Source organism: Nitrosomonas europaea (assembly GCF_900167395.1).
GTDB classification, from domain to species: Bacteria; Pseudomonadota; Gammaproteobacteria; order Burkholderiales; family Nitrosomonadaceae; genus Nitrosomonas; species Nitrosomonas europaea.
This window is the reverse complement of the sequence record NZ_FUWK01000008.1, coordinates 1-18,521: the sequence shown is the minus strand read 5'-3', so window position 1 is coordinate 18,521 and position 18,521 is coordinate 1. Positions and strand designations below refer to the sequence as shown.

The 18,521-nt window shown below is 50.5% G+C and carries 14 protein-coding genes and 2 pseudogenes; 6 read left to right on the top strand and 10 right to left on the bottom strand.

Annotation, left to right across the window (positions count from 1 at the left end; genetic code table 11):
• Window positions 1-34: 34 nt before the first annotated feature.
• From ccmB to rimP, 7 genes are all read right to left on the bottom strand, one after another.
• On the bottom strand, window positions 35-694 hold the full coding sequence (gene ccmB / locus B5D58_RS04250; RefSeq protein WP_011111377.1) for a heme exporter protein CcmB: 660 nt from the start codon (window positions 692-694) through the stop codon (window positions 35-37).
• A gap of 6 nt (window positions 695-700) precedes the next feature.
• Complete coding sequence (ccmA, locus tag B5D58_RS04245; RefSeq protein WP_041357078.1) at window positions 701-1,315, bottom strand: cytochrome c biogenesis heme-transporting ATPase CcmA; 615 nt, start codon at window positions 1,313-1,315, stop codon at window positions 701-703.
• Between the two features lie 94 nt (window positions 1,316-1,409).
• Window positions 1,410-2,336: a tRNA pseudouridine(55) synthase TruB gene (truB, locus tag B5D58_RS04240; RefSeq protein WP_011111375.1), complete on the bottom strand. Its 927-nt coding sequence runs from the start codon at window positions 2,334-2,336 to the stop codon at window positions 1,410-1,412.
• 100 nt (window positions 2,337-2,436) lie between these two features.
• Window positions 2,437-2,790, bottom strand: coding sequence for a 30S ribosome-binding factor RbfA (gene rbfA, locus B5D58_RS04235; protein WP_011111374.1), 354 nt, complete (start codon window positions 2,788-2,790; stop codon window positions 2,437-2,439).
• Window positions 2,791-2,840: 50 nt separating this feature from the next.
• Window positions 2,841-5,504, bottom strand: a complete 2,664-nt coding sequence (infB, locus tag B5D58_RS04230) for a translation initiation factor IF-2 (protein WP_041356534.1) — start codon at window positions 5,502-5,504, stop codon at window positions 2,841-2,843.
• Window positions 5,505-5,604: 100 nt separating this feature from the next.
• On the bottom strand, window positions 5,605-7,077 hold the full coding sequence (nusA, locus tag B5D58_RS04225) for a transcription termination factor NusA (RefSeq protein ID WP_011111372.1): 1,473 nt from the start codon (window positions 7,075-7,077) through the stop codon (window positions 5,605-5,607).
• Window positions 7,078-7,129: 52 nt separating this feature from the next.
• Window positions 7,130-7,561: a ribosome maturation factor RimP gene (rimP, locus tag B5D58_RS04220; protein ID WP_011111371.1), complete on the bottom strand. Its 432-nt coding sequence runs from the start codon at window positions 7,559-7,561 to the stop codon at window positions 7,130-7,132.
• A gap of 541 nt (window positions 7,562-8,102) precedes the next feature.
• Here rimP and B5D58_RS04215 point away from each other — a divergent pair.
• The 5 genes from B5D58_RS04215 to B5D58_RS04195 all read left to right on the top strand — a co-directional run bounded on the left by B5D58_RS04215 (window position 8,103) and on the right by B5D58_RS04195 (window position 16,061).
• The gene (locus B5D58_RS04215) at window positions 8,103-10,376 is read left to right on the top strand and encodes a TonB-dependent receptor (RefSeq protein WP_011111370.1); all 2,274 of its coding nucleotides are present in this window, start codon (window positions 8,103-8,105) and stop codon (window positions 10,374-10,376) included.
• A 136-nt stretch (window positions 10,377-10,512) separates the two neighbouring features.
• Window positions 10,513-14,655 (top strand): cobaltochelatase subunit CobN, encoded by a 4,143-nt coding sequence (gene cobN, locus B5D58_RS04210; protein ID WP_158297459.1) that lies wholly within the window; start codon window positions 10,513-10,515, stop codon window positions 14,653-14,655.
• Window positions 14,656-14,691: 36 nt separating this feature from the next.
• Window positions 14,692-15,201 (top strand): MotA/TolQ/ExbB proton channel family protein, encoded by a 510-nt coding sequence (locus B5D58_RS04205; RefSeq protein ID WP_011111368.1) that lies wholly within the window; start codon window positions 14,692-14,694, stop codon window positions 15,199-15,201.
• A complete protein-coding gene (locus tag B5D58_RS04200) occupies window positions 15,194-15,526 on the top strand; it encodes a DUF2149 domain-containing protein (protein WP_011111367.1) in 333 nt (110 codons plus the stop codon). The genes B5D58_RS04205 and B5D58_RS04200 overlap by 8 nt, the downstream gene beginning before the upstream one ends.
• Before the next feature lie 151 nt (window positions 15,527-15,677).
• Window positions 15,678-16,061: a TonB-dependent receptor plug domain-containing protein gene (locus tag B5D58_RS04195; protein ID WP_011111366.1), complete on the top strand. Its 384-nt coding sequence runs from the start codon at window positions 15,678-15,680 to the stop codon at window positions 16,059-16,061.
• Between the two features lie 80 nt (window positions 16,062-16,141).
• Here B5D58_RS04195 and B5D58_RS04190 read toward each other — a convergent pair.
• Window positions 16,142-16,387: pseudogene (locus B5D58_RS04190) on the bottom strand (transposase); the annotation flags it as partial.
• Between the two features lie 153 nt (window positions 16,388-16,540).
• Here B5D58_RS04190 and B5D58_RS04185 point away from each other — a divergent pair.
• Window positions 16,541-17,188 (top strand): hypothetical protein, encoded by a 648-nt coding sequence (locus tag B5D58_RS04185; protein ID WP_041356530.1) that lies wholly within the window; start codon window positions 16,541-16,543, stop codon window positions 17,186-17,188.
• A gap of 174 nt (window positions 17,189-17,362) precedes the next feature.
• On the opposite strand, the gene B5D58_RS04180 is transcribed toward B5D58_RS04185, so the two are convergent.
• Window positions 17,363-17,923, bottom strand: coding sequence for a recombinase family protein (locus B5D58_RS04180; RefSeq protein ID WP_011111364.1), 561 nt, complete (start codon window positions 17,921-17,923; stop codon window positions 17,363-17,365).
• 416 nt (window positions 17,924-18,339) lie between these two features.
• Window positions 18,340-18,521, bottom strand: a pseudogene (locus B5D58_RS04175) (IS3 family transposase); the annotation flags it as partial.

Below are 18,521 nucleotides of genomic sequence, written 5' to 3'. Positions count from 1 at the left end.
CACCATCCGCTACTTGCAGCCCTGATTGCTGAGATCAGCCCATGGAAATCCGGAGAGATGCAGCAGTCGCCCAAGGTGAAAAAACGATGGAAACCAATAAAAATGCACCCAATATCGAAAAATGCGCCCCGAACCCCATTCCGGCAGTACTTGCCTCGACTGCGCCTGTTCCAAAAATCAGCACAGGAATATAGAGCGGCAGAACCAGTATCGATACCAGTACACCCCCTCCCCTCAACCCCAATGTCAACGCAGCACCGATCGCACCAATCAGACTCAGCACAGGCGTCCCCAACAACAGTGAGAGCGTTAGCACAATCAATGCCTCTACCGGCAAATCGTACTGGATCCCCAATACCGGTGCCATCAGCACCAGCGGAACCCCGGTCACCAGCCAGTGTGATATTGCTTTACCCATGACCAACGCAGACAGAGAAACCGGGGAAAGCAGCATCTGTTCCAGAGTTCCATCCGCATAATCACTGGAAAACATACGGCCCAGCGACAACATCGAAGCCAGCAAAGCAGCCACCCATACCACACCCGATGCCATTATCCGTAATATACTAGCCTCAGGCCCCACACCCAGCGGGAACAGGCTGACAACGATGACAAAAAAGAACAGGGTCGTCAGCACGTCGGAACGTCGACGCATTGCCAGCAACAAATCCCGCTTGATTATCCACCAGATCATATCGAATCAGGACAAGACCAAATGATGCACCGTCACAGTGCTCATCACGAGCTCCTGGTGAGTAGTCATAATGACCATACCTCCTTTTGCCAGATTATGCTCCAGTATGCCTTTGATCAGCTCCACCGCTGCAACGTCAAGAGCAGTCAAGGGCTCATCCAGGATCCATAACTTGGTTCGAGTCACCAGCAAACGAGCCAGAGCCACTCTCCTGCGCTGCCCTTGCGACAACACTCTGGCGGGCAGCATTTCACGTCCAGCCAGCCCGATCTGCCCCAATGCATCTGCCGCCTGATCCTCATCGATCTCACAACCTGCCAGTGCGCAAGATATCCGCAGATTCTCGATAGCTGTCAGATCATCCTTGATGCCTCCCAGATGCCCCAGGTAAGTCATCACGTCGCGATAATCCACTCCCAGCTTCCGGATATCAGTTCCATTCCAGTAAATTTCCCCATCATCAGGCAAAGATAATCCGCACAACAATCTGAGCAGGCTGGTTTTGCCACTGCCGTTGGGGCCACCCACAAACATCAGCTCACCGGGATTTACGGAAAAAGAGAGATTACTGAAGAGTCTGTGCTCCCCTCGTATACACTCCAGGTTCCTGGCTGTCAGCATCTCAATCGGTGATGGGCCTGTGGTCATAAAAGTCGGAGATTATAGCGTATTGCTGTCCGCCTGGTGTCGTTGCCGCTCATCAGGCAATAAAAACTTACTGTAAATCCACCGAACCGGCTATCGCACCCGTAACAACTTCATGTAATGAAATCATTCTTCTAGGCACGATGACTTCAGGATCGATCCGTTCACCGAGGCCAAGAAAAACATTGCGATCATCGTACAACTTCAATTGTGTGTTGACCGGTAATCCATATCGAGACATGTTTTTCCTGATTTTCTGTCCCTGTCGCAAACGTAATGCCTCATCATCATCAAGTACTATGGAAGGAATATCGTTTAGAAGACTGTCGATCGGACACAAAAGTTTCTGACGATTGACAGGAGTCTCGGATTCGAGCTGATCCAGATCACAGGCCTGGGATAATTCAAAATGACCGACACTGATACGGGAAAGCGCTGTGAGATAGGCACCGCCATAACCAAGTGCCTTTCCGATGTCCTCAGCCAGTGTTCGGACATATGTACCTGAACTGCATCGAACCGTAATCGTCATCTCAAAACCTGACAAAGTATCGAGTGACGCAGCATGAATTACGATTTCCCGTGCTTTGCGCTCAACCGTAATTCCCTCACGTGCATACCGGTAAAGCGGTTTGCCATGTTGTTTCAATGCGCTGAACATAGGTGGAATCTGACTGGATCGACCGAGAAATGTTTGCAGAATCCCGGTCACTTGCCCGAAATCAGGTGGGTTTACATCAGAACCGACCACCTGTCTGATTTCACCTTCGGCATCTCCCGTGTTGCTGATATAACCAAGTCTGAGGGACGCAATATAGGTTTTATCCACACCTAGCAAAGTAGAGGAAAATTTGGTAGCCTCACCGAGGCAGATCGGCAGCAGCCCCTGTGCCATTGGATCCAATGTTCCGGTATGCCCTGCCTTGGCGGCCGACAATAAACGCTTACTGATCTGAAGTGCTCGATTGGATGAAATACCGGAAGGCTTGTTAAGCAACAAAACTCCGCTGATGCTGGCAGATTGGGACAGGGGAAGACCTTACAGTAAGTTGAATCAGAAAATCGAAGCGGCAGGATTCAAATATCAACCTTCCGGGTCAGGCTTTACCTACAGCCTCATCGATCAGCCGAGAGAGTTTCATACCGCGTTCGACCGATTCATCGTAAACGAATTGCAACTGTGGAACGACTCTCAGCCTGATTTTGCCAGCCAGCTGACTGCGCAGAAAGCCAGCTGCGTGCTTCAATCCCTCTTCAACAAGCTGAATATTTTCATCCCCTCCCAAAGTAGTGTAGAAAACTTTGGCATAGGCATAATCACGTGTTACTTCCACGCCGGTCAGTGTCACCATCCCAACTCTTGGATCCATGATTTCATTCTGGATCAGCAAAGCCAGCTCACGCTGAATCTGGTCAGCCACCCGTACAGTACGCGAAAAATCCCTGGACATGATCACCTCCTCTTCAATCCGGAGAACCACTCACTTCACAGAACTCAGTATCACAGCACACGAGCAGTTTCAACAATCTCATACACCTCGATCTGATCACCCTGCTGAATATCATTGAAATTCTTCAATGAAAGCCCGCATTCGAAACCGGATTTCACCTCCCGAACATCCTCCTTGAATCTTTTCAGAGAATCCAGACTACCACTATGGATGACCAGACCATCGCGCAATAACCTTACCAGCGCATCACGTTTGATCAATCCTTCGAGCACATAACAACCGGCCACGACTCCGACCTTGGATATCCGGTAAATTTCACGAATATCGACCATACCCAGGATTTTTTCCTTGCGATCCGGCATCATCATTCCTGACAATGCTTTTTTGACTTCATCGACCGCTTCGTAAATGATGTTGTAGTAGCGCACATCCACCCCGGTTGAAGTGATCAGCTTGCGCGCGCCCAGATCGGCACGACAGTTGAACCCGATGACGACAGCCTTGGATGCCAGAGCCAGATTGATATCAGATTCGATGATCGCTCCCACTCCACTGTGCACGACATTGATTTTCACTTCATCGGTTTCCAGCTTCTTCAACGCATAGACCAGTGCTTCGCAAGATCCCTGCACATCTGCTTTGATGATCAGATTAAGTGTACTGACGTCCTCATGCTGACCGAATACATCCTCCATTTTTGCCACCTGAAGCTTATCCAGTCGCACATCACGGAATTTACCCTGGCGAAAAAGAGCAATCTCGCGAGCCTTGCGCTCATCATCCAACGCAATAAATACCTCTCCGGCAACTGCGACTTCTGACAACCCCTGAATCTCAACGGGAATCGAGGTACTCGCTTCACTGATGGATTTACCCCGCTCATTCAGCATGGCCCTGATTTTTCCAAACACGGCTCCAGTCAGAACCGCATCACCCCGTCTCAAAGTGCCAGATTGAACTAGAACCGTCGCAACCGGACCACGCCCCTTGTCCAGACGGGATTCGATCACCACGCCTTTGGCTGGCGCCTCCCGGACAGCCTTGAGTTCCAGCACTTCTGCCTGCAATAAAACTGCTTCCAGCAATTCGTCGATTCCCAGACCGGTTTTTGCTGAAACACCAATGAACATGGCATCACCTCCCCAGTCCTCGGGGACGACACCATGATTGACCAGTTCCTGTTTGATACGATCAAAATTGGCTTCCGGCTTATCCATTTTGTTGACCGCCACGACAATAGGGATATTCGCCGCCTTCGCATGGTGAATGGCTTCAATCGTCTGGGGCATCACACCATCATCCGCAGCCACAACCAGTATGACGATATCGGTAATCTTGGCACCGCGAGCCCGCATCGCAGTAAACGCTTCATGTCCTGGCGTATCGAGAAATGTAATCACCCCGCGTGAAGTTTCGACATGGTAGGCACCAATATGCTGGGTAATTCCACCGGCCTCCCCTCCTGCAACACGGGTTCTGCGAATATAGTCGAGCAGCGAGGTCTTACCATGATCGACGTGTCCCATCACCGTGACTACAGGGGCGCGTGGTTCCATCCTGGCTTCATCGGAAGATACATCAACCTCCTCCAGGAAAGACTCGGGATTATCCGACGCAGCAATCTTGGCGATATGCCCCATCTCCTCGACGACGACCATGGCAGTTTCCTGATCGAGCATCTGATTGATCGTCACCATACTACCCATTTTCATCAGTACCTTGATGACCTCTGCTGCTTTGACTGCCATTTTCTGCGCCAAAGCTCCCACTGAAATAGTTTCAGGAATCAAGACTTCATGAATGACCGGTTCAGTAGGTACCGAAAAAGCATGCTGGGATTGCAATTCATCTGACTTATATTTGCCGTGCTTATCCTTACGCATGCGCCATTCCTGCCCGCCAGACAGATCACCACGTGCTTTCGGTTCACGACGTTTGACCGGCTCATCCTTCCAGGCATCCTGCTTGGTTGGCTTCTTTTTCTTTTCACCCTTCTCTTCCGGTTTGACAACCGGTTTCTGAGGAGCATGTCCCTTGGTCGCTGCAGTCGTCGAGGTTGTCGCTGGAGCAGTTGAAGTAGCAGGCGTGGCTGCAGCACCTGTTTCCGGCAATTTGGATGAAATTTCAGTCACTGATCCCGGCGTGACAGCTGTCGCCGGCCCAGATTCCTGCTCAGCCGGGGCCGGTTCTTTTTTCACGTTCGCCTGAGCAGCTGCCTGTTGTCTCCTTTTTTCCTGCTTTTCTTTCAGCTCAGCAGCCTGACGGGCAATCAACTCTGATCTTTTCCTGGCTTCTTCAGCACGCAAGGCCATCTGCTCAGCATCGACAACCGACTTTACAATCGTCGGTTCCGGCGTTTCGACCATTTTCAAAGGTGCGGGTTCTTCACTCACACTTTTTTCAATCACCTCAGGTTCATTCTGTCTGGTCAGCACCCGCGTTTTCTTGACTTTGACCTCAATGGTCCTCGGCCTGCCTGTGCTGTCTGACTGTTTTATCTCTGTCGTTTGTTTACGCGCCAGAGTGATCCTGGTTCTTGGTCCGCTACTTCCATGCGATTTACGCAGATAATCGAGAAGCCGGGTCTTATCCTGCTCCGTGACAAAATCTGCTGCAGAACGTTTATCTACCCCGGCAGCCTGAAGCTGTTCCAGCAACAAGCCGGGTAACATACCCAGATCATGCGCAAATTGCTCTACAGTCATTTGAGTCATCAGCAACCTTTTACTTCAAATCCAACAAAAATCCGAAAACACAACAAACATTCCCTTTTCCCTGCCCGCATGTACGAGACTATCCGGCCCTGACCGGGAATCATGCGAACCAGGGTTCACGTGCCTTGATGATAATTTTACTTGCACGTTCAAAGTCTATGCCCGTCAATTCGACCAGATCATCTGCCGCCAGATCAGCAAGCTCTTCCTGAGTACTGATCCCTTTTTCCGCCAATTCACGCACCAGCTCGATATCCATTCCTTCCAGGGCAAGCAGCGCTTCGGACGCATGGCCAATTTTTTCTTCAGTCGCAATGGCATCCGTCAACAAGGCGTTACGGGCACGGTTACGTAACTCCTCAATTGTCTCACGATCAAACTCCTGTATTTCCAACATTTCTTCAATTGGAATATAGGCGACCTCTTCCAGAGTGGAGAATCCCTCTTCCACCAGGATACGCCCGACGTCTTCATCGACATCAAGTTTCTCCATGAACAGCTCACAAATGGAAGCAGCTTCTTCTTCAGTTTTTTCCTGTGACTCTTCCTCTGTCATGATATTGAGCTGCCAGCCCGTCAATTCAGATGCCAGCCGGACATTCTGCCCGCCCCGGCCGATGGCCTGAGCCAGATTCTCCTCATCCACCACGATATCCATACAATGCTTCTCCTCATCCACCACGATGCTGCTGATCACAGCGGGTGCCAAAGCATTTACGACGAATGTGGCCTGATCATCCGACCACTGAATGATATCCACCCGCTCACCGGCAAGCTCACTGGTAACTGCCTGTACTCTCGAACCGCGCATACCCACGCAGGTACCGATCGGATCCACGCGACTGTCATTCGATTTGACAGCGATTTTTGCTCTGGAACCAGGATCTCTCGCTGCTGCTTTGATTTCCAGAATCCCCTCTTCTATCTCGGGCACTTCAAGCTCGAACAGTTTGGCCAGAAACGCCGGTGAAGTCCTGGACAATACCAGCTGTGGCCCTCTCACCGACCGATCGATTCTCAGAAGATAGGCACGGACACGGTCGCCCATGCGCAGATTTTCATGTGAAATCATCTGGTCGCGTGGCAGAACTGCTTCGATCTTGCCAAACTCAATGATTGCATTTCCACGGTCCATACGCTTGATCACGCCGTACACCAGATATTCCCCGCGATCAAGAAAATCATTCAGATTCTGTTCGCGCTCGGCATCACGTATCTTCTGGAAAATGACCTGTTTGGCAGCCTGTGCACCGATCCGGTCAAAAGTGACATCCTCCATCAGATCCTCTATATATTCCCCAGGAACAGCCTGTGGATTGCGCCCTACAGCCTCACTCACCGTAATTTGCCGCTCCGGGTGCTCTACCGGATCATCTGCAACGATCAGCCATCTGCGAAAACAGTGAAATCCACCGGTATCACGATCGATCGAGACACGCACGTCAATATCATCCCGGGTATGCTTCTTGGCAGCAGAAGCCAGCGCCATTTCGAGTGCGGTAAAAACGATATTTTTATCCACATTCTTCTCATGCGCCAAAGCATTGACCAACAGTAAAATCTCGCGGCTCATATTCCTCCAGCCCTATTTTTCAACCCCAAACCCATCGTCAGATCTACCAGAATCACAATTTTGGAATCAGCCGAGCCTTTTCCAGGTTTCTCAATTCAATCTGCAACAATTTTCCATCAGCATTCAATGTCAGGACATCATCATTCACTTCGACCAGTGTTCCCACAAAATTTCTTTGCCCCTGCAAGGCGATTCGCAGCCTGATCCGCGCCGATTCCCCCATATAACGAACAAAATCAGCCTTTTTCTTCAATGGCCGATCCAGACCCGGAGAAGAAACCTCAAGCCGGTTATAATCGATATTCTCGACTGCCAGCAACTGGCTCAAATGATTACTGATAGCAACACAGTCGTCGAGCGTTATCGATCCCTCTTTTTTATCGATAAATACCCGCAACAACCTGCCAGGAGCAGACTGCTCGATATCGACCAGCTCGTATCCCATGCCCGCAATCGTTGGTTCGAGCAGCTCAAACAATGACATAGTCTCACCACAAATAAAAAATGGGCTAACCAGCCCACCCTCAAAACCATGCTTGCCATTATAGCAAGAATTGCAACTCATAAAAACAGAAATTTATATTACACCAATGTTTCCAATAGGTTATCAAAACCTCTCTTCAAAAATCCACTGATATACAGTTTATCCCATCAACATAAACAGATGCACCAATATCCTTACACAAACGGATAAAGTCATTTATTTTCAAAATTTCAGACAACGAAATCGAAACAGCAATATCGCAACTCCTGTACTGCCTCGAAATCGATCATAAATATTCTATTTTTTTCCGATTCAGGGTCAATGTGACAAATTGTCGCATTGGCATATCGAACCCTCATACATTCCCCACAGCTGCAAGGCAATTATCGACCCGTAAAGACTCCCCGTTCATCCGTCGATGACCTTGAAATTTGCCTCAGGAAATGCTGCAGACGCCCTGGCTGCGACAATTTGTCACATTGATCAAACAACGCGTTAAACACAATAATGAAAAAAAGAATTCAACAACGACTTGTTTATCATGAAGAAAACCGCCTGTATTTTCCTCGTTTCAAACCTCACACTGCCGTTATCTCCCAACGCTCTGTACGCTGCACACGAAGCAGGTATCTCCAAAAAGAAAGATGAACCTGTCGTATTCAATCCCATGGTCATCTCAGCCACACTCTCTGATAAATCCATCGAAGAAATTCCCGGCACATTGCACCTGTTCGACAAAGAAAAAATCCGGTTACGCAACGTACGCCGTGCCGGTGACATCCTGCAGGAAACACCAGGCGTCTATATCTGGGGAGCCAGTCAGGGCAGCCAGGCGCCCTCGGCAAATCGCGGCAACCGTATTTCGATCCGCGGAGTCTCAGGTGTCTCAAGAACGCTGGTTTTGCTGGACAACCAGAAAATGAACGACCCCGCATTCGGAACCTTCAACTGGGCTACCCTGTTTCCGGAAGATATCGAACGCATCGAAGTCATTCCGGGTGCTGCTTCTGCGCTTTATGGCGGCAATGCTTTTGCCGGTGTCATCCGGGTGGTTTCAAAGAAGCCAACCGAAAAAGAAATTTCGCTGACTGGCGGCTACCAGTTCAATTCACCTGAAAGTGGCTACGGCAGCGCAGTTTATCGTGATGTTTTCGATAACGGGCTAGCCATCAGCATCGGCTATCGCTATGAAACGAGCAGTGGCTACAGGGACAGCTGGTCTTTCAGCGATCCGGCTACCAATCAGGCAGGTCCGCAAGGCACTCGCGTCACCGGTGCAATCCCGACGCACACTACCAATGGTACACCCACTTTCCAGATCGGAGATCGTGGCAACGTGCCGTGGAATTACCATGTCGGACAAATCAAAGCTTATTATGATTTCAGTCCGACTACCCGCATCTCGGGCGGATTGCGCTACCTTTTTTCTGATGTCAGATCGGAAAATCCGACCTCATATCTGCGTGATCCCGGCGGCAATACGGTTATCAGCGGCACAGTCAATGTTGGTGGAACAATCTTGGGCCGAATCACTCCTTCACTTTTTCTGAATGCCGAAACCCACGAAGATGATCTGCGCAGCTTTCTGGATTTCGAACATGAATTTGCCAATCATTCCAAATTTTCACTGAGCTTCAATCACCTGTCGCGCGGTTACTGGTCAACCCTGGTCGGACAGAATTCCACATTCGATGGTGGCCCGGGCACCTCCGCACACCGCCCCCAGCAATTGATCAACGGCCAGGGAATGTATTCGTTTCATCTCGGCGACCGTCACTTTCTCACCACCGGATTCCAAGTTGAACATGGCACGTTAAAACGGCGTGAATACACACTCAGCAACTGGCAGGACATCGATTCTCGCACCGCCCTCAACCTCACCGGCGACTCGGAAAGCCTGACTACATCATTTTTTGTTCAGGATGAAATCTTTCTGACCGATCGTCTGACCGCCTACTTTGGCACACGACTGGACTGGTGGACGGCTGAAGGGAAAAGCAGGAATCTGCAGACTGGCGTGGTCAAACCTACCGAAAAACAGTCAGTCGTTGAAATCAGCCCGAAACTTGCACTGGTGTATCAGGCACCCTGGCAAGGCGGAGTACTGCGTGCCTCGGCCGGACGCGCATTCCGCCCGCCGACACTGCAGGATATGTTTGCCGATTCCAGACGAGGAGTTGTCATAAATTATGCCAATGCCAGTTTGAAACCTGAAACCGCACTCTCCTGGGAAGCAGGCATCGAACAACACCTGGCTGCAACCGGCACCCGGCTCAAGGCCACTTTCTTTGAAAACCGCCTGTTCGATCTCATTACTTCAAAAAATCTGACATTTACCACTACCCTGCGGGAAGCGACCGATGTCAATGCAGGGACAGGGATCACACGCGGAATCGAGCTCTCGGTCGATCAGGTACTGACCGGCTGGCTCAAGCTCCACGCCAACTATACCTGGACGCCAACCGCCAGAACACTGAAAAACAGCGCCAGCCCCGATTCCGAAGGCAAACGGATGCCAAACAGCCCTAAACATATCCTGACTGCCGGGCTGGAAACCAACTGGCACGACTGGTCAGGCAGCCTGACCGGCCGTCATGTATCAAAATCCTTCAATACCGCAGAAAACATCGATGTCTTTCACAATGTTTACGGGGGAAATCAGGCTTTCTGGCTGCTCGATACCAAACTCATTTATACCTGGAACAAAATGGCCGAGCTCAGCTTTGCCGCAAACAACCTGCTGAATGAGCGCTATTTCCAATCGCTGATCAGTACTGGCCGCAACTATGTCGCGCAAGTCAATTTGCGATTCTGACACACGGCATCCAGCCAAATGACGACACGTTCCTATCAGCAGAAACCACTTACAGCCAATTGGTCCGGGACGGCATGGAATGTATCAATCTGATGGCGGTAACCGATTTACATTCTTTGTACATGACAACAGATACATGAAACGAATATTTCTCCTGATCACACTGATACTGCTAGCCCCTGCCGCTTTTGCACACAAGGTCGCCCTGTTGTCGACCCAGTTCGTCCTGGAACACAAGTTCCGTCTGATGCAAGCTGCTTCGGAGGGCTCGGGGATCGATCTGCACTGGGTACAAGCAGACCGGGAAGGTGAAGAGGGAGTGCGCAAGGCACTGGCAGAAGCACGGCTGGTCATCATCGATGCTCCCCGTGCCGAAGATCAGGCACAAATCGAACATATCGCCGGCAAGCTGCTGCGCGAAACTGCTGTACCTGTCGTCACCTTTCAAACCTTCGGCGGCCAGATCAGCCCGATACGATTGGCACCGGAAATTGCCGAACGACTCTACGGCTATTATGTAGCCGGCCAGAAAGTGAACCGGGAAAGGCTTTTTCATTATCTGCGCATCTGGATGCAGGGAGGTGATCTGAGCGAAGTACCACCCCCGGCAGATCTTCCTGATGGTGGCATTTATCACCCGGGGCATGCCGACAGTATTTTTCCGACACTGCCCGAGTATCTGAACTGGTGGGAAAAACAGATGGCAGACCCTGCACTGGAAAGACCGGTGATCGCCATGGAAATCCCTTCCACCTATATCGCCGACGGACAGACACGCATGCTGGACGAAGTCGTGTCGGCATTGGAGCAGGCAGGCGCATTGCCGCTCGTGTTTTACCGCAGCACGCGCATATCACGCGGGTCAACCGTGCAGGTATCGGGTTCCAATGAATCTAACAGGCGACCCGGGGCAACTGGCAACCGAGGTTTTGGCGAAAGAGGATCCGCCGGCGCCGGAGCAGACAACTCCCGGGAAAATCCCGTTGATATCGTTCAGCCACGCGGAAGTGCCGATTTCCCGAATCCTGCCGAACGTCGGAATATCACAATCGATGAGCCGCTCATCACCTATCAGGGAAAAATCATCCCGCAGGTCATACTCGTCAATACTTTCCTTGGCAGCGCTCCGGAAAACCGCAAGGCATGGCATCAGGCACTCGGTATACCGGCTATCAATGTCCTTTCCTACCGCGGCGGTACACGCACCGACTATCTGAAGGACAGCGCCGGGATCGGCAGCTACTTCGTTCCCTTTACGCTGACTACCGCCGAATACATCGGATTGCAGGACCCGGTCGTACTCACTACCAACGAAGGTGGAGAATTCGTTCCTCTGCCGGAACAGCTGGATCTATTGGTCGGCAAAGCTATCAATCTGGCACGTCTCAGCCTCAGGGCCAATGCCGATAAACGTGTCGCTTTGCTGTTCTGGAATCATCCCCCTGGTGAGAAAAACCAGGGAGCCTCCAATCTGAACGTACCCAGGTCACTTGAATATCTGGTAGAACATCTGCGTTCGGAAGGCTATGCCTTTGAAGCCGTAACCGAACAACAAATGATCGATACGGTCGGACAGATGCTGCGACCAGCCTATCGTGCTGGCGGTATTCCGGAACTGATGCGCACCCCGCATTGGGATTTCCTCCCGCTTGCCCGCTATCGCGCGTGGTATGCAACCTTGCCGGAATCGGTGCGAAATGACATCGAAGCTCGCTGGGGAAATCCGGAAGAAAGCGTGTGGCTTGCGCACAAGGATAGCGTAAATGGATTCGTGATTCCGCGTATGCAACTGGGCAATCTGGTCGTGATGCCGCAGCCTTCACGCGGCGAAATGGCGGGTATGGAAGAAGAAAAGAAACTGTTCCACGATACCCGGCAACCTCCCGGGCACGCCTATCTCGCCAGCTATTTATGGATACGCGAACAATTCAGCGCCGATGCCATCGTACATTTTGGCACACACGGTACCCAGGAATGGACACCGGGGAAAGAGCGCGGTCTGTGGGCGTATGACTATCCCAACATTCTGGTTGGCAACCTGCCGGTGATCTATCCCTATATCGTGGATAACATCGGCGAGGCCATTCACGTCAAACGCCGGGGACGCGGGGTCATCATCAGCCATCAGACGCCTGCCTTTTCTCCGGCTGGTCTCTCCGATGATTTCGTCCGGCTCAATGACCTGATCCGGGAATACCAGTCACTGGATCAAGGCCTGGTGCGCGACAATAACCGCAAGCTGATCATCGAGCAGGCAGTCAGAATGAATATCCATCAGGATATGCAATGGAAAGTCGCTGATCTGGAACGAAATTTCGACAATTTTTTGCGGGACATCGAAGATTATCTCGAAGATCTCGGGACAGCCCAGCAGCCACTGGGTTTGCATACTCTCGGACGCGATGCGGAACAGGCTCATCAGATCAGCAACGTCATGCAGATGCTCGGGCAACCCCTCTACGATCTGCTGGGTATCGAAGATGCCCGCACTCTGCTGCGCGAAGATTACCGCAAAATTCAGCAATCCGAACCCTATCGTTTCGTTGAGACGTATGTCTTCTCCGATCAGCCACTGAACGATATCAACGATCCCGGATTGCGAGCGATGGCTGAACGCGGCCGCACATTTCGCATGAATCTGCACGCAGCCCCGGAAATCGATTCAATCGTAAAAGGATTATCATCGCGCTGGATCGATCCTTCGTATGGTGGAGACCCGATCCGCAACCCGGATGCACTGCCGACCGGCCGCAACATGTACGGATTCGACCCTGGAAGAGTCCCCACTCGTGCGGCTTATGAAGCGGGCGGGCAGGCAGTCGAACAATTGATTGCCAGCTACAAACTCACGCACGACAAATTTCCGGAAAAACTCGCCTTCTCGATGTGGAGCACTGAAACCATGCGCCATCTCGGCATGCTCGAGGCACAGATATTCTATGCCATGGGTGTGCGACCTGTATGGGATGAGGGCGGGCGGGTAACCGGTATGGAAGTCATTCCCCTGAGCGAGCTGGGGCGTCCCCGTATCGATACGGTCATTTCACTGACCGGACTGTATCGTGACCAGTTTCCAAATGTAATGGAACGATTCAACCAGGCAATCACACTATTGGCTGAACAGGACGAACCCGACAGTGACAACCCCATACGTGCCAATACCCGGCGTATCCGGGCACAACTGAAGAAGCTGGGAGTAACACCTGAAACGGCCAGGGAATTTGCCTTGACACGTATTTTTGGCAATGAAAGTGGTGACTACAGCACACGCCTGACCCAAGCCACTCTGGCTTCGGATAAATGGGACGAGAAGGACGGCAAGCTCGAGAACCTCTATCTGTCACGCATGTCCTGGGCTTACGGGCCGAACCCGGCACACTGGAGCCAGAAACTTACCGATGGCAAAGGAAACGAAATAAACGCCTACGCGGAACATCTGCGCGGCACGAGTGCTGCAGTGTTTTCACGTTCATCCAACCTGCGCGGCCTGCTCGATACGGATCATCCATTCGAATATCTGGGAGGAATATCGATGGCAGTACGGCATCTGGATGGGACGAGCCCGCAACTCTATATTTCCAATCTGCGCGATCCGGCACGCGCCAGGCTTGAGTCGGCAGAAAAATTCATGGCCAGGGAATTGCGTGCGGTTTACCAGCACCCGAACTGGATCAGGGAAATGCAGAAAGAAGGCTATTCCGGAACATTGCAGATGCTCGATACGATCAACAACTTCTGGGGATGGCAGGTCATGGATCGTAATATCACCCGGGATGATCAATGGGAGGAATTTCACCAGAGCTATATTGCCGACCGTTATAACCTCGACATGCGTGACTGGTTCGAGAAATCGAATCCTGCCGCGCTGGCCCAGATCGCTGAACGCATGCTGGAAGCTATCCGCAAGGATTACTGGGAAGCAAGCGAACAGACCAGACGCGAACTGGTCGAGGTCTATACCGACATCGCAAATCGCCATGATATCCAGACCGACAACGCCACTTTCAAAGCATATGTCGCTGAACTGGCAGCCGGCTATGGTCTGAATACCCCCGATACCCCTGTTGAAAGCCAAGCCAATCCACAACCTGAACCACAACAGACTGCGGACATCGTACGCGGCCAGCAAATGGTCGAGACCCCTGTTCAGCCAATGATCGAAGAAATCCTGTGGAATTATGCCTGGCTGCTCATCGGCATCATCGCTGCAGGCGCTGTCTACCAGTCCTGGCGCACCTACCGGGAACGGCAGGCATTCTCCGGCTTGAAACTTTCTTAAACACAAAAATTCCTGACTGACCTGACTTAAAAAACCATGAATGCGCTTGAATCATTATTTTATGAAATCTCCCGGCTGTTTCTGACACCCGTCCTGATCGTGCTTGGCCTGATGTTTATCTATGCCCTGTTTACTGCAGGCACTCTGCTGATGGATACATTGCTGCGTACTGTCGGCAGCAGGCAGAGACAGCCACTCGTCCTCTTTATGCATGCTCATCCGGCCGCCACCCAGGAAATGCTGGAGCTGCAACTGCTCCGTCTGATCGAGCCTTTGCGCATCACCAGCCGGGTTGCTCCGATGCTCGGGCTGGTGGCTACCATGATTCCAATGGGTCCCGCACTTGTTGCGGTATCTGCAGGGAATGCGCAAGGAATGGCCGAAAGCCTGATCGTCGCCTTTTCTGCAGTAATCATTGCCCTGCTCACGGCTTCTCTATCGTATTTCGTGCTCACTATCCGTCGGCGCTGGTTGCTGGAGGAACTCGAGCATATCCTCGGTTCACATGAAGTACCCACTCACCTGGATGGAGTCGTTCATGGCTGAGCGCAGATCGCTTTCAATCCTGGAAGATGAAGATGGAGATGATCCGATCCTCAGTGTCGTCAATATCATCGATGTCTTTCTCGTGATCATCGCCGTATTGCTGATCGCAGTGATGGAAAACCCGCTCAATCCGTTCACGCTGCAGGACGCGGTGATCATCAAGGATCCCGGCAAACCATCCATGGAAATGATCATTAAACAAGGTGAGGAACTGAAACATTACAAATCCACGGGACAGATCGGAGAAGGAGAAGGCACCAAAGCCGGAACAGCTTTTCGCCTCAAGGATGGTTCGATGATCTACGTACCAGAACAGGAGCAGTGAAATCAGATCGGCACACGATATTTCGACTGGCGACAGAAGTCCAGCACACGTATGGCGCATCGGCTGGCTCAATGAAAAATCCGGATTCAAACCCAGCCGGCTCGTCTGGCTGATTGCCCTGGCGCTGTCCAGCGCTCAGGCACAGGAGTCAATGGTCGTACTGGGGGAAGTGACGGTCAATTCCGGCAACACCGGCTCCTTGCCAACACGCAGCATCCTGACTTCGGTCGACGTAATGGGTGCCGAGCGTGTGCAGGACAAAAACGTGATGAACAGCTGGGAATTGATCGGCCAGATGCCCGGCATACAGTCGACCGAATTCCGTCTCGGCGCCGAATCCGGCAAGCCCTCCTTCCGCGCCTTCAACGGCGAAGGCTACATCAACGGCATCAAGCTGTTGATCGACGGTGTACCGGGTAATATCAATAGCGGGAATATGCGCCATCTCGACATGATCTTCCCGCTAGATATTGTCATTTTCAGAAGACGACTGCACCAAATATCAGAACTTGATAGCACTCAATTGGCTGTATAGGTGGCCTCAGAATATGATATTCAGTTTAGTTTATGCGTCTGTAAATAATCTTCAGTCAGTCGCAATTATGCCTATGCGACCTGCATTTCAGGTTCAACCACCAGCGCCTTGAACAGGTTGACCCACTTGCCTGCAGCAGACCAGGCATTGAAGCGTTTGTAGATGCTGTTCCAGTAGCCGAATGCCTCGGGCAGGTCTCGCCAGGGACAGCCTACCCGCATACGGTAGAGCATACCCTCGACGGTCAGACGTAGATCGGGCTTGTCATAGATGGCCATCTGCCGCAAAATCTTACGCAGCTTCGACCAATGCTCGTCGCTGAGCAGTTAACGGGGCATTGAAAACTCGTATCGTGACGGTGTGAGAGCTTTTACAATACGAGTTTTCTTTTCTAGTGCAAGAACTTAGAGCGAAATGTCAACAGACCCTAGTGCAATCCTATTCTGAAAAAGACAGTTAACAAAAAAATGATTTCTACTATGCAAGCCTATGCCCTCGTTAATTCAGAAGAATGGGTGTTTAATACTGACATACCATCGGCATTGTCTTCATTCACAGAAATAATTCCATTGCAGTCAAAAGTAATGTTGGAATTAGATCTTATAAAAGAATTAAGCAGCAATTACAAAATAGAAAACGAAACTCATCGCGCATTAGCAGGAGTTTTTCAAACAAATTACATAACCCAACCAAGAGAAGATTATCTACTTGCTTTTCGACTGCGCCAATTTTGTGTATATAAACTTGGTAAAGCCTCCAAAGACGGCCTACTTAAATTTCTAGGAATTGTCGCCGCAGGTTATGCTTTAACACCTATTACAGGACCCTTGGCGTGGATTGCGCCCGGCATCGCAGGGTGGGAATTTATAAAATCAATAGTATTAGCATATGAAAGAATAGAAGATCCTGATGAAAAAATGGTGTTTGAGACCATATATATTTTGGAGAGAAGGCCAATCATTGTGGACTATAGAGCTTACGAAAAAGAGGATTTCCTCAACGCATATGGACATGCATGGCCGAACATTGATGACTTAAACAATGAATTGAATGGCAAGTTAACCGAGAAAGAACTTAAAAAGGCTTTAGTTTCACTCAAAGCCAGAGGAATAATTTCAAATAAATAAAACCGGTGGCAGATAAAGTTATAATTGGTCGAGTAGCCCAAGGGAATTTCATCCTCGGGCTCTCACGCAACGGTACGTGAATCTCTCGATTCATACCTGTAACAACCTGCATTTATAAATGATCCGACCTGCATTCAACGAGATTCAGACGCACAATCAATATGGCGTGGCTTTTCAATCTACTGTTTTCAGATATTGGTAAAGCGTTTCGCGGCTGATACCAAAGCTGCGGGCGATGAGCGCTTTTTGTTCGCCTGCTACGACCCTTCGCTTTAATTCCGCAACCTGTTCGCTGTTCAGCGATTTCTTGCGACCCCTATAGGCACCTCGCTGTTTGGCAAGTGTAATACCTTCGCGCTGCCGTTCGCGGATCAGAGCACGCTCAAACTCCGCAAAAGATCCCATGACCGACAGCATCAGGTTGGCCATCGGAGAATCTTCACCGGTAAAAATTAATCCTTCTTTGACAAATTCGACTCGGATACCACGACCGGTAAGATCTTGTACCAGACGACGCAGGTCATCTAGGTTGCGTGCCAGGCGATCCATACTATGGACGACGACTGTATCGTCCTCACGCACAAAATCCAGCAACATATCGAGTTGTGGTCGCTGGATATCTTTACCCGATGCCTTATCAGTGAACACGCGATCAACCTGAATGCCTTCCAGTTGCCGTTCAGGATTTTGGTCAAAGCTGCTGACCCGAACATAACCAATGCGCTTACCTGGCAAGTTAACTCCAAAAGTAATATGTGTCAGAGTGAAATCTATTACTTTTGATTAGAAATGTCAATTAATTGCCATGCAAACCCTATTCTGACGCTTATGCGTGACGTATCCTGACATCAGGTTAGGGTATAGCACAGAATGACATTCTGTTAATTATATAGGTAGGTAATGAATGTTTTGTCAGTCGCAGTTATTGTCGGTTTGTGAAGATCAAATGCAGGTCGATAGGAATAAGTGCAGGTTCATTTGCAGTTAATGCTGGTTTGCAGGGGTGGATAGATGTAGTTATTGCTGGCTCAAAATCTTGCTGAATGCAGGTTATTACACATGTAGCCGGATAATAAAGTCAGTAATAAATTGTAGTAGTTGAGATCTGATCTGACAGTTACCCGATTTGACGAGTGCCTGTTAGATCAGATTCAGTTATTCAATTCGGTAATTTTATCGTCCCATATCTCCTTTGCGTCAATTAAAGTTTGCATCGGGGTGCGTCCACAGCACATTTTTCCCTGGTGAGTCCGCACACTGTTGTAGTACGCCATCCAATCATCCAGATCGTGTTGTAACTCTTCAATGGACTGGTAAATCTTGCGCCGGAATG